General features: G+C 67.7%; 11 protein-coding genes. 10 read left to right on the top strand and 1 reads right to left on the bottom strand.

Going from position 1 to position 11,871, the window contains the following annotated elements; translation table 11 throughout:
* Nucleotides 1-40: 40 nt before the first annotated feature.
* From ACXMYJ_RS07125 to ACXMYJ_RS07080, 10 genes are all read left to right on the top strand, one after another.
* Complete coding sequence (locus tag ACXMYJ_RS07125) at nt 41-1,621, top strand: acyl-CoA synthetase (protein ID WP_460354978.1); 1,581 nt, start codon at nt 41-43, stop codon at nt 1,619-1,621.
* Nucleotides 1,622-1,735: 114 nt separating this feature from the next.
* Complete coding sequence (locus ACXMYJ_RS07120; protein ID WP_443187725.1) at nt 1,736-2,896, top strand: zinc-binding dehydrogenase; 1,161 nt, start codon at nt 1,736-1,738, stop codon at nt 2,894-2,896.
* A 19-nt stretch (nt 2,897-2,915) separates the two neighbouring features.
* Nucleotides 2,916-4,340: an aldehyde dehydrogenase family protein gene (locus tag ACXMYJ_RS07115; protein ID WP_443187726.1), complete on the top strand. Its 1,425-nt coding sequence runs from the start codon at nt 2,916-2,918 to the stop codon at nt 4,338-4,340.
* 31 nt (nt 4,341-4,371) lie between these two features.
* Nucleotides 4,372-5,157 (top strand): crotonase/enoyl-CoA hydratase family protein, encoded by a 786-nt coding sequence (locus tag ACXMYJ_RS07110; protein ID WP_443187727.1) that lies wholly within the window; start codon nt 4,372-4,374, stop codon nt 5,155-5,157.
* Nucleotides 5,157-6,308 (top strand): acyl-CoA dehydrogenase family protein, encoded by a 1,152-nt coding sequence (locus ACXMYJ_RS07105; RefSeq protein WP_443187759.1) that lies wholly within the window; start codon nt 5,157-5,159, stop codon nt 6,306-6,308. Before ACXMYJ_RS07110 ends, ACXMYJ_RS07105 begins: the two co-directional genes overlap by 1 nt.
* Complete coding sequence (locus ACXMYJ_RS07100) at nt 6,305-7,327, top strand: acyl-CoA dehydrogenase family protein (RefSeq protein WP_443187728.1); 1,023 nt, start codon at nt 6,305-6,307, stop codon at nt 7,325-7,327. Before ACXMYJ_RS07105 ends, ACXMYJ_RS07100 begins: the two co-directional genes overlap by 4 nt.
* A gap of 62 nt (nt 7,328-7,389) precedes the next feature.
* Complete coding sequence (locus tag ACXMYJ_RS07095; RefSeq protein ID WP_460354975.1) at nt 7,390-7,881, top strand: polyketide cyclase; 492 nt, start codon at nt 7,390-7,392, stop codon at nt 7,879-7,881.
* Complete coding sequence (locus ACXMYJ_RS07090) at nt 7,878-8,756, top strand: SDR family NAD(P)-dependent oxidoreductase (protein ID WP_460354973.1); 879 nt, start codon at nt 7,878-7,880, stop codon at nt 8,754-8,756. Before ACXMYJ_RS07095 ends, ACXMYJ_RS07090 begins: the two co-directional genes overlap by 4 nt.
* Nucleotides 8,757-8,767: 11 nt before the next feature.
* A complete protein-coding gene (locus ACXMYJ_RS07085) occupies nt 8,768-9,724 on the top strand; it encodes an alpha/beta hydrolase (RefSeq protein ID WP_460354970.1) in 957 nt (318 codons plus the stop codon).
* A gap of 121 nt (nt 9,725-9,845) precedes the next feature.
* Nucleotides 9,846-10,922, top strand: coding sequence for a hypothetical protein (locus ACXMYJ_RS07080; RefSeq protein WP_460354967.1), 1,077 nt, complete (start codon nt 9,846-9,848; stop codon nt 10,920-10,922).
* Between the two features lie 32 nt (nt 10,923-10,954).
* On the opposite strand, the gene ACXMYJ_RS07075 is transcribed toward ACXMYJ_RS07080, so the two are convergent.
* On the bottom strand, nt 10,955-11,871 hold a 917-nt coding region (locus ACXMYJ_RS07075; protein ID WP_460354965.1), incomplete at its 5' end, for an HNH endonuclease signature motif containing protein.

Genomic DNA, 11,871 nt, shown 5'->3' with positions numbered 1-11,871 from the left:
AACTCGCCCGTCGCCGTGACCGGACACCTACAGTCCGGGCATGGATGATCTGCAGGCGGTGCCGGCCGGGGTGCGCAGCCACGCTCTCGGCGACATTCCGCGGCGTCCGGCGCGCAAGCATCCGGACAAACTCGCGATTGTCGACGGCGATGTCAGGCTGACGTTCGCCGAGTTCGAGCACCTGGTCGACCGTGCCACTGCGGCGTTGTCCGACAACGGTTTCGCGCCGGGCGACCGCCTGGCGCTGCTGGCGCACAACTGCTGGCAGTACGCGGTTCTGGCCTTCGCGACCGGGCGGGCCGGGGTGGTTCTCGTTCCGGTCAACTTCATGCTGACCGCCGAGGAGATCGCGTTCATCCTGGGGCACAGCCGGGCGGGTGGCTTCGTCGCCGAAGCGGACCTGGTGCCGACCGCGGAGGCGGCCATGCGTCTCGGCGGTGCGGTCCGATCCACGGCGGCGCTGGTCCTGCCGGGACAGAGTCTGCCTACGGGCTGGGAGGATTTCGCCGCGTGGATGCAGACCACGTCGCCGGCACCCAACCCCCTCATCGACGACGATCAGCTGATCCGGTTGATGTACACCAGCGGGACCGAGTCCCACCCCAAGGGCGCGATGCACTCCAGTCGCAGCCTGATGGGCAACTACATCAGTTCGATCATCGCCGGGTCGATGGAGGGCAGCGACGTCGAGGTCCACTCGCTGCCGCTCTATCACTGTGCGCAGCTCGACAATTTCCTGATCACCGACATCTACCTCGGTGCCACCAGCATCATCGTGCCGCGCCCCGATCCCGAAACCGTGCTCCGCAGCATCGAACGGTTCTGCGTGACAAACTATTTCGCTCCGCCGACGGTGTGGATTTCCCTGCTGCGCTCCCCTGTGTTCGACGAGGTGGACCTGTCCAGCCTGCGCAAGGGCTACTACGGCGCGTCGGCCATGCCTGTCGAGATCCTGGCCGAGATGCGTGAGCGGCTGCCTCATTTGCGGCTGTGGAACTTCTACGGTCAGACCGAGATGGCCCCGCTGGCCTCGGCGCTGGGCCCGGACGAACAGGACGCGCACGCGGGCTCGGCGGGTCGGCCGGTGGTCAACGTGCAGACCGCGATCCTCGATGACGACAACCTCGAGGTGGGTCCCGGCGTGGTGGGCGAGATCGCGCACCGCAGCCCGCATCTGATGCTGGGTTACCTCGATGACGAGGCCAAGACCGCAGAGTCGTTCCGCGGCGGCTGGTTTCACTCCGGTGATCTCGGCTACTACGACCAGCACGGTCTGCTGCACGTGGTCGACCGCAAGAAGGACATGATCAAGACCGGCGGCGAGAACGTGGCGAGCCGTGAGGTCGAGGAGGTCATCTACCGCCATCCGGCCGTGGAGGAGGTCGCCGTCTTCGGCATCGCCGATGCGGTGTGGGTGGAAGCGGTGGTGGCTGCGATCGTCGTTCGTCGCGGCGCCGATCTCGGTGAACGGGAGATCCTCGAGTACTGCCGCACGCATCTGGCGGGGTTCAAGACGCCGAAGCAGGTGTTCTTCGTCGACTCGCTGCCGAAGAACCCTAGCGGCAAGCTGCTCAAGCGCGTGCTGCGGGAACGCTTCGCCAACACCGAAATCAAAGCCTGAGCGCTCCGGCTGCGGGACGTGGGGACCGCCGCAAACGTGCCATGGCCCACAGTGACCGCTGGCCGGGAAGCCCCGGACCTGGCCGATTCCGGCGCCGCTACCGTACGAGAACAGATGCGGCCGTGTGCATCCGCAGGTGAACCGAGAGGACGTCAACCCGTGACTGTTGCGCCGTTCGAAGGTCGTATCGCCCGTTTCGACGAACCCGGCAGGCCATTCGAGATCGAAACGGTCGCGCTGCCCGATATCAATCCCGGCGAGATCCTGGTCAAGGTGACTCGGGCAAATATCTGCGGTTCCGATGTGCACGCCTGGCACGGGACCTTCGCCACCCGCGGGCTGGGCGGGCAGCTGCCGACCGTGCTCGGCCACGAAATGGTCGGCGTTGTCGCGGCTCTGGGCCAAGGAGTGACCTCTGACTCCAACGGGAAGGCGCTGACCGCAGGAACACGGGTGGTCTTTCCCTACTTCTTCTGCTGCCACGCCTGCCGTAACTGCCTGGCCGGGCGACGCAACGCGTGCCTGAACCTGACGATGGCCATGCTCGGCCGTGCCGACGAATCGCCCTACTTCGTCGGCGGGTATGCCGATTACTTCGTGCTTCCGGCGGGCGCGGTGGTCTACACGGTGCCTGATTCGGTGTCCGACGAGATCGCCGCCGGCGCGAACTGCGCACTGTCGCAGGTGATGTACGGGCTGGAGCGAGTCGACCAGCAGCTCGGCGAGTATGTGGTGGTGCAGGGCGCCGGCGCGTTGGGGCTCTACGCCGTCGCGGTGGCAAAGGCCCGCGGCGCGGCCAAGGTCATCGCGATTGACGGAGTGCCCGAACGGTTGGAGTTGGCCACCGCGTTCGGCGCCGACGCCGTCATCGACATCAGCGAGACCACCGACAAGGACCGGGCCAAGATCGTCCGGAAGCACACCGACGGGCAGGGCGCCGACGTCGTGGTGGAGGTGGTCGGCCACCCATCGGCGATCGACGAGGGTCTCAGGCTGCTCGGTCAGTTCGGCCGCTACGTCGAGATCGGCAACATCAACATCGGCAAGACGTTCGAGTTCGATCCCTCGCGGTTCGTGTTCGCCAACAAGACCATGGTCGGGGTGTCGCTCTACGAGCCGTCGGTGCTGTCCCGGGCGCTGGACTTCCTCGAGCGGTACCAACACCGGTTGCCGTTCGAGCGACTCGCGGCGGCCTGCTACTCGCTGGACGACATCAACGCCGCCTTCTCCGCCGCGGCCGACAAACGCGATGTCCGCGCCAGCATCGTGCCCTGACCCACCCACGGAAAGCACCATGCACAACCACGATTACGCCCGCACCGAACTCTTCATCGACGGCGCCTGGGTCTCCCCCGCCCGCGGCACCGGCCTCATCGAGGTCGTCGACCCGGCCACCGAACAGGTGCTGGGCACGGTCCCGGCGGGATCGGAGGACGACGTGGATGCCGCCGTCGCCGCGGCCCGACGGGCGTTCGACCCGCTGATCGGCGTCGCGGAGCGTCGCGCCCGTCTCGACGCGGTGATCACCGCGATGGACAAGCGCCTGCCTGCGATCGCCGAGACCATCACCAGCGAGATGGGTGCGCCGATCCGTATCGCCCAGTCGGTGCAGACCCAGGTGCCGCTGGCGGTGGCGCGGGCGTTCGCCGATGTGCTGGCGCGGTTCGAGTTCGAGGAGCGCATCGGTAACTCGCTGGTCGTCCGCGAACCGTACGGTGTGGTCGCGGCGATCACGCCGTGGAACTATCCGCTGTATCAGGTGGTCGCCAAGGTCATCCCGGCGATCGCGGCGGGGTGCACGGTCGTGCTCAAACCCTCCAACGAGGCGCCGCTGTCGGTGTTCGAGTTCGTCGACGCGCTTGCGGACGCCGGCCTGCCGCCCGGGGTGGTGAATCTGGTGTCGGGGCCGGGGCGGGTGATCGGGGAACGGATGGCGGCCCATGCCGACGTGGATTTCGTGTCGTTCACCGGATCGACCGGTGTCGGCAGCCGGGTGGGTGAACTGGCCGGCGGGACCGTCAAGAAGGTGGCCCTCGAGTTGGGCGGCAAGTCGGCGAACGTGATTCTCGACGGCGCCGACCTCGCGGCGGCGGTGAAGGTCGGCGTCGGCAACGCGTTTCTCAATGGGGGGCAGACATGCATGGCGTGGACCCGCATGCTCGTCCCACAGGACCGCTACGGCGATGCGCTCGACCTGGTCGAGGCCGCGGTGTCGAAGTACACCGTCGGCGACCCGTGGGATCCCGGTACCCGGATCGGGCCGTCGGCATCTGAAAGTCAGTACCGGACCGTGCTCGGCTTCATCGAGCGTGCTCAGCGCGACGGCGCGCGGCTGCTCACAGGCGGCGCGGAGAAGATCGCCGACACCGGCTATTTCGTGGCACCCACGGTCTTCGCCGACGTCGACCCCGACTCCGAGTTAGGCCAGGAGGAGGTGTTCGGTCCCGTGCTGGCCGTCATCCCCTACCGTGACACCGACGACGCGCTGGCGATTGCCAACGGCACGCCCTACGGCCTGTCCGGGGCGGTGTGGGCAGCTGACGACGACACCGCCATCGCGTTCGCGCGCCAGGTGCAGACCGGTCAGCTCGACATCAACGGCGGAAAGTACAACCCGGCAGCGCCGTTCGGCGGCTTTAAGAAGTCCGGCATCGGCCGCGAGCTCGGCCCCATCGGGTTCGAGGAGTTCCTACAGGTGAAGTCCCTGCAACTGCCCTGAACCCGTCCCACCGAGAGCCTGGAGGCCTGTCATGTCGGTAACCACCGAGCCGCTCCGCATCACCACCAACGGGTCAGTGCAGACCTGGACCATCAACCGTCCCGAGCAGGGCAACGCGATCACCGGCAAAGACGTCATCGCCGCGTTCGAGGTCGCCGCCGAACAGGCCAACTCCGACAACGGATTGCGTGCCGTCATCCTCACCGCGGAGGGCAAGATCTTCTCCGCCGGCGGCAATGTCAAGGAGATGGCCGACGGCCAGGGCATGTTCGGTCTCGCGCCGATCGAGCAGCGCTACGCCTACGTCGACGGCATCCAACGCATACCCCGCGCCCTCGGCCGACTCGAGGTCCCGCTGATCGCGGCTGTCAACGGTGCCGCCATCGGGGCTGGCTGCGATCTGGCCTTGATGTGCGATATCCGGATTGCCTCCGAACGCGCCTCGTTCGCCGAGAGCTTCGTGCAACTGGGCCTGATCCCGGGCGATGGTGGGAGCTGGTTCCTGCAGCGCGCCATCGGTTACGAGCGGGCCGCCGAGATGACCTTCACCGGCGACCGCATCGACGCCGTCACCGCGCTGGACTGGGGTCTGGTGAGCCGCGTCGTCCCCCATGACGAACTGCTCAGCACAGCAGAGGATCTCGCCGACCGCATCGCCAAGAATCCGGCGCATGCCCTGCGCATGGCCAAGCGCCTGCTGCAGGAGTCGCGTACCGGCGCGCTGGAATCCACACTGGGTATGGCGGCGGCCATGCAGCCGCTGGCCCACCACGACGCCGAACACGAGGCGCGGATCCACCGATGGCGGACCACCTGATGGCCGGCGTTCGGCTGGTCCCTCCGGCAGGGGTCGGCCACGCCGACACCGCGACGTTGCGCGCCGAGGTCCGTGCCTTTGTAGCCGGGCAATTGTCCGCCGGCACCTTCGTCCCGTCCGTCGACTCCTGGCTGTGCGGGTGGGACGAGGCGTTCACCGCAGCGCTGGCCCAACACGGTTACCTGGGCATGACGGTCCCCGAAGAGTATGGCGGGCAGGGCCGTTCGCATATTGAGCGGTTCGTAGTGACCGAGGAGCTGCTCGCGGCGGGGGCCCCCGTGGCCGCGCACTGGATCGCCGATCGCCAGATCGTGCCGGCACTGCTCAAGAACGGCACCGAGGCCCAGAAGCGGGAGTTCCTGCCGAAGATCGCCGCCGGGGAGTGCTTCTTCGGTATCGGGATGAGCGAACCGGATTCGGGATCCGACCTCGCCAGCGTGCGCACCAAGGCCACTCCCGTCGACGGCGGCTGGTCGCTGTCGGGAACCAAGGTGTGGACCTCTGGAGCACACCGCGCGCACGCGTTCATCGTGCTGGCCCGGACCGCACCCGTCGACCCGGCGCACCGCCACGACGGCCTGAGTCAGTTCATCGTCAGGTTCGACGGTCCCGGCGTCGAGGTGCGGCCCATCGTGTCGATGAACGGCAGCCACCATTTCAACGAGGTGATCCTCGACGACGCGTTCGTCAGCGACGACATGGTGTTCGGCGAAATCGGTCAGGGTTGGCGCCAGGTCACCTCGGAGCTGGCCTTCGAACGCAGCGGACCCGAGCGGCTGCTGTCCACGTTCCCGCTTCTGGCGGCCTCCGCGGAGAGCATAGCGCAACACCAGATGCCCTGCGACGACGGACTCGGGCGACTCGTTGCCAGAGTGGCCGGCCTGCACCACATGTCGAGCGCCGTGGCCGGTGCGCTGCAGCGCCACGAAGCTGCGGATGTGCCCGCCGCGGTGGTGAAGCTGCTCGGCACCACCACCGAAGGCGACATCGCCGACTTCGCCGACCTGCGCACCGGCGATGAGACCGCCACGGACGAGGCGTTCCGGGGACTGATCACGGCCGCGGTCGATCAGCGGCCCGGGTTCACGCTGCGCGGCGGGACGACCGAGGTGCTGCGCGGAGTCATCGCGCGGGGATTGGGGCTGCGATGACCGTCGATCCCGAACTGACCGCGATGATGGACGGCGTTCTCGCCGCCCACGGGGGGAAGCACCCGTCTACGGGCATGGTGACGCGCGATGCCGAACTGTGGCACGTCCTCGATGAATTGGGCCTCGTCCGGTTGACCGGCGCGCCGGACCATGGCGGCAGTGGAGCAGGCTGGCCGGAGGCCGCCGAATTGATGTCGGCCGCGGTCAGGAACGCCGTGCGGGTGCCGCTGCCCGAACACGACCTGCTGGCCTGTTGGTTGCTCGAGGCGGCCGGCCGCCCGGTCGATAGCGCCCCGCGCACGGTGTGTGTGCTCGACGACTCCGGCACAGCCACCGGGGTCCCATGGGCGTCCACCGCCGAGCGGGTGGTGGTTGTCTGGTCCGGCAACGACGGGCGACACCTCCTTGCCGATGCCGATGCCGCCGGGCTCCAAATCACTCCCGGTACCAACATGATCGGTGAGCCGCGCGACACCGTCACCGTGGACATCGCCGCCCTGGCACCCAACGCGGTCACGGTGGACCCCGCCCTCGTGGCACAGTTGCACCGTAAGTCGGCGCTAGTGCGGTCGATCCAGGTCTGCGCGGCGCTCGACGTCATCGTCGACGTCGTCACCGAACACACCACCTCACGAAGTCAGTTCGGCCGTCCCCTGTCGAAATTCCAGGCGATTCAACATCTGGTCGCCGACCTCGCCGCCGAGGCGGCGTTGGCGCGGGCCGCCACCGAGGCCGCGGTGTCCACCGCCGTCGCCAGCGACTGGTCGGCACCAAATCTCGACTTCCTGGTGTCCGTCGCGCGCTCCTGCACCGGGCATGCGGCATCGGTGGTGGTGCGCAACGCCCACCAGGCGCTCGGGGCGATCGGCACCACCATCGAACACCGGCTGCACCTCTACACCCGCGCGGCTCTGGCCTGGCGTTCGGAGTACGGATCGGTGCGGCACTGGGACGAGCAGGTGACGCGCAGCGCGGTGGCGGCCGGCGCGGCCGGGCTGTGGGCCCTGATCACCGACTGAGGTGTTCCGCTGACCGGGCGGCGCGGTGTCGCGGCGCACACCGTGACGGTTCACTCGTCACCATGACCAACGAGATCACGCTGCCGGAAGTCCAGGAGTTCATCGCCGCTTTCTGGTACCACTACGACCAGGGACAGTTCGATGTGCTCGCCGGCTATGTCGCCGACGAGATGCACTACCTCAGCCGGTCGGACTCCGGCAACTGCCCTTTCGAGGAGCTTCTGGCCGCCGAGCTGCAGGGTGGCTCCGAGACGCTGGCGTGGCTGAGCAAGCACCGCGACGAGAACCCGTATCCGCTGCGCCATCACGCCACCAACATCTTCCGCACCGGCAGCGTCACCGGCCCGCACGGCACAGTCACCACGGCCCGCTTCTACCTGTATGTCAACCAGGTCACCAACAACGTGCCGTTCGACGTGTCCTCCGGCGTGGTCGATGTCGGCATCCGGCGCGACGGCGACCGCCTGGCGTTGACCTCGATGACCGTCATCCTCGACGCCGAGGACTCGATTCCGTTCGTGGAGCACCGGGCGAAGACCGCGACCGGCGCATGAGCCGGGCGCGGGACACCTTCGGCGGCGGCACCGCCGTCATCACGGGAGCCGGCGCCGGAATCGGCGCCGGACTGGCCCGGCACGCTCACCGCCTCGGGATGACGGTCGTGTTGACCGACGTGGACGGTCCGGCGGTGGAGTCGTTACGCGACGAACTCCGGGCCGACGGCGGCACTGCGCACGCCGAAGTCTGCGACGTCCGGGACGCCGACGCGATGGACGCCCTCGCCGAACACGTCTACCGGGACGTCGGACCGGTGCGGCTTCTGGTCAACAACGCCGGTGTCGAGCAGTTCGGCTACCTGTGGGACACCCCGGTGGCCAACTGGAACAGGGTGATGGACATCAACGTCTCCGGTGTCTTCCACGGGGTGCGCGCATTCCTGCCCAGGATGATCTCAGCAGGCGTCCCGGCCTGGGTGTGGAACCTGTCCTCGATCGGCGGGGTGGCGAGCGTCCCGTTGCAGGCGCCGTACATCGTCAGCAAGCATGCGGTGCTCGCGCTCACCGAATGTTTGCGGCTCGAAGTGGAATTGGCCGGCCACGGCGGCCTGATCCATGTGCAGGCCGTGCTGCCCGGTGCGGTGAAGTCGAACATTTTCGAGACGGCCGGCGGCGTCGACCCCGCCGTCGCGGGAACTGATGTCACCGCCGCCGAGTCCCAACGCGAGGCGATGCTCGACATCAAGGCTGCCGCAATGGATCCCGTCGAAGCCGCCGAGGTGGTGTTCGAGCAGTCCGCCGACGGCGCGTTCTATCTGCTGACCCAACCGGAGTACGTCGCGTCCGCGATGGCCGAACGGGCCGGCGTGCTTACGTCGCTGACACCTCCTCAGCTTCGCACAAAACGCCGCTTCGACCCGTCCAGGCACTGAGGGTATTCGCGATGCCCCACCGCCCGACACTCGATCCCGACGCCGCGGCCCGTGTCGCCGCCTTCGGCCCGCCGGTTCCGATTCGGGAACGGGGACTGCAGGCAGTCCGTGACGCACTCGAATCAGCGCCTCCTCCAACCGATATGCCGGCAATGGCCGAGATCTGCGACGCCGAGGTGGCCGCACCGGGCGGCCCGGTCCCGGTACGGATCTACCGTCCCGACGACGCAGGTGATCCCGCCCCGGTGATCGTGCATCTGCACGGCGGCGGGTTGGTGATGGGTTCGAACCGTTCATTCGAGCCGATGGCCAGGGCACTCGCCGCGGCCAGCGGTGCCGCCGTCGTGGCTGTCGATTACCGGTTGGCGCCCGAGCATCCGCCACCGGCACAGTTCGAGGACGCATGGGCGGTGACCGACTGGGTGGCCGCCGAGGCGCAGCGGCTCGGGTTCGACGGGCGCAGGATCGTCGTCTCGGGCGACAGTGCCGGCGGCGGCCTGGCCGCGGCTATCACGCTGGCCGCGCGGGACGGCGGCGGCCCCGGACTGTTCGCACAGGTGCTGATGTACCCGGGAGTGGACCGCGACATGGCCGCCCCGTCTGTCGTGGCAAATCCGAATGCTCCCATGCTGATTCACGAGGACATCGTGTACCTGCACGAGCTCGCCGACATCGGTGCGGGGCCTCCCCACGACACCCGGCGAGTCCCGGCCTACGCCGCCGATCTGTCCGGCCTGCCGCAGGCAATCGTGGTCACCGCCGAACTCGATCCGATCACCGACTGGGGCGAACGCTACGCCGGAAGGCTCCGTGATGCCGGGGTGCAGACGACCCTCACCCGCTATCCGGGCATGTACCACGGCTTCCTGATGCGGTCGGAGGCCACCGCGCGCGGCCGCCTGGCGATGGCCGAGGTCGGGGCGTTGCTGCGCGCGAAGTTCACCAACGCACTGCCCTTTCCGCACTGATCTCCGAGCGCCGACCAGTCTCCCAGTGGCCGGACATGTCCGGTTCTGACCCCGGTGCGGAAAACCACAATTGACCACAGCAATGGCGCACCCACGCCGGATCTGAAGAAAAGGAGTACCGATGCTCACCGACGAACGGCGCAGGGAACTGTCTGACATCCTGCGCCCCGCGGCGCCGCCGCGCGAGGTCGACAACGTCTACACCGACAATCAGCGGCAGCGCCTGCTGGATGTCGTGCGCGAAGACGCACCGTGGAGTCTGATCATCGCCCAGCACTTCTCGTCCCCTGAAGAGTTGATGGCGACGATGAGCGGCCAGTTTCCCGAGGGCTTCACTCCCACCCTGGATCTGTTCCTGACACCCACCTTCCGCGGACACCTCGCCAACTACGGCACCGTCCTCTACCCCGAGTTGCACGACTGCTTTTACAACGCGCAGTTCCTTGAAGAGGCGAAATCCTATTGGGGTGCGGAGTACGCCAAACCGCAGATGATGCTGTTCAACATCAACGGCCCGTGCTGCAACCGCGACCCCGGCCACCTGGACTCTCCCAGCTTCCGCGGCGTGCGCTACGAGAACGCACCGACGTGGCTGGTCAGCGTGATGGGCAAGTCCGGGCTGTTCACCGACTACCTGATCAAGATGGCGCAGGTCATCACCTGGTTCTCACACGATGAAGGCAGCGGGTTCACCTACTGGCCCGACGGCCCACTCAAGGCGCCCAAGCGGGTGCAGCCCCCGGTGTACAACCGCGGCGTCGTGGTGCAGAACGAGATGATGATGCACCGCGGCGAGGCCAACGGACCACTGGAACAACAGGTTCCGGCGGGTCTGTCCTTCGACACGGTGTTCGCGGGCGACCCGGAATCCCGTGACCACTGGGTGCTGCGCAACGGTGACGACGTCATCGCCCGTCACCACACCGACGAGCTGCGGTTCCTGGTGCACTGGTCGGCGGAGGTGTACTCCGATTACGACGAGCTGAAGAAGAACATGGACCACTCCGACGACCTGACGATCGACAGGGCGATCGACATGATGGTCGACGATCTGGCCAAGAAGGGCATCAAGATCGACGTCCCCAGCGCGCCACTGCATGATCCGGCCTTCATCGGGGCGCTGAACGCCGCCTACGACCTCGGCGGCCCCGCCGCCTACCCCGAGGAAGCGCCACTGAGCGCGTTCGTCATGTCCTGACCGCCGGCCCACCGGACGGTGTGCTGCGGCCGTCAGGCCGCCCGGCCGCCCGGTGGTGCGGGTCCGCCGGGTTCGCCGGGATCGTCGGCGGTTCGTGGGGTGTCCGGTTCCGCGACGCGGACTTGGCTGCCCGCCGCGGGCTCGGCCGGCTCGGGATTGTCGGGTTCCGGGTTGTCTGGTGGGCGGAGGAGTCGTTCGGGTTGGTGGTAGTAGTTGAGCCGGGCTTGGCCGGTGTCCAGTGTCGGGGGTGGGATCCATTCCACCTCGCAGCGGTCGTTCATCCGGGTCGACCAACCACCGCCGTCGGCGCCGACGCTGCGGTTATCCGGCCCGCACGCCAGGCCCATTTCATCGACGTTGGTGTTCCCGCCATCGACCCAGTCCGCGACGACGTGATGAGTCTGGGAGCCGTACGCGCCGACCGTGCAGCACGGCTTGGTACACCCGCCATCACGGGCGATCAGCATGATCCGCTGCGCCGGGGAGGCGACGCGTTTAGTGCGGAACAACTCCAACGCCGACCCGCTGGCCCGGTCGAACACCGCCAAATAGTGATTGGCATGCCCGGCCATCCGGATCACCTCCGAGATCGGCACCACCGTGCCCCCACCGGTGACACCGACCCCGGCCCGAGACTCCAAATCCTGCACCGTGGTACGGATGATCACCGACACCGGCAACCCATTGAGCTGCCCCAGCTGCCCACTCATCAACGCGATCCGCCCGGCCGCGACCAGCGCATCATGCTGGCGCTGGGCCAGGCTGCGATGATCGTTGTCGATCTGGGCCTGCGACGGCGTCCCCGACGTACACGGCTCGGGATCGTCGGGATTACACATCCCCGGCGCGGCCAACCTCGCGAAAATCGGCTCCCACACCGCCCACGCCTCCGGAGTCAACGTCGCAGACAGGTCGACCATCGCGTCGCCACGCTGCTTGTGCTTGGTGA

The sequence above is a fragment of the Mycobacterium sp. ZZG genome, from assembly GCF_054786995.1.
Note: the sequence above shows the minus strand (reverse complement) of the source record. Positions and strands in the feature narration are given on the sequence as shown.

Bases quoted from the DNA above. Each gene is read 5' to 3' on its own strand.
- ACXMYJ_RS07125 (WP_460354978.1), top strand. From the start codon at position 41: ATGGATGATCTGCAGGCGGTGCCGGCCGGGGTGCGCAGCCACGCTCTC.
- ACXMYJ_RS07120 (WP_443187725.1), top strand. From the start codon at position 1,736: ATGCGGCCGTGTGCATCCGCAGGTGAACCGAGAGGACGTCAACCCGTG.
- ACXMYJ_RS07115 (WP_443187726.1), top strand. From the start codon at position 2,916: ATGCACAACCACGATTACGCCCGCACCGAACTCTTCATCGACGGCGCC.
- ACXMYJ_RS07110 (WP_443187727.1), top strand. From the start codon at position 4,372: ATGTCGGTAACCACCGAGCCGCTCCGCATCACCACCAACGGGTCAGTG.
- ACXMYJ_RS07105 (WP_443187759.1), top strand. From the start codon at position 5,157: ATGGCCGGCGTTCGGCTGGTCCCTCCGGCAGGGGTCGGCCACGCCGAC.
- ACXMYJ_RS07100 (WP_443187728.1), top strand. From the start codon at position 6,305: ATGACCGTCGATCCCGAACTGACCGCGATGATGGACGGCGTTCTCGCC.
- ACXMYJ_RS07095 (WP_460354975.1), top strand. From the start codon at position 7,390: ATGACCAACGAGATCACGCTGCCGGAAGTCCAGGAGTTCATCGCCGCT.
- ACXMYJ_RS07090 (WP_460354973.1), top strand. From the start codon at position 7,878: ATGAGCCGGGCGCGGGACACCTTCGGCGGCGGCACCGCCGTCATCACG.
- ACXMYJ_RS07085 (WP_460354970.1), top strand. From the start codon at position 8,768: ATGCCCCACCGCCCGACACTCGATCCCGACGCCGCGGCCCGTGTCGCC.
- ACXMYJ_RS07080 (WP_460354967.1), top strand. From the start codon at position 9,846: ATGCTCACCGACGAACGGCGCAGGGAACTGTCTGACATCCTGCGCCCC.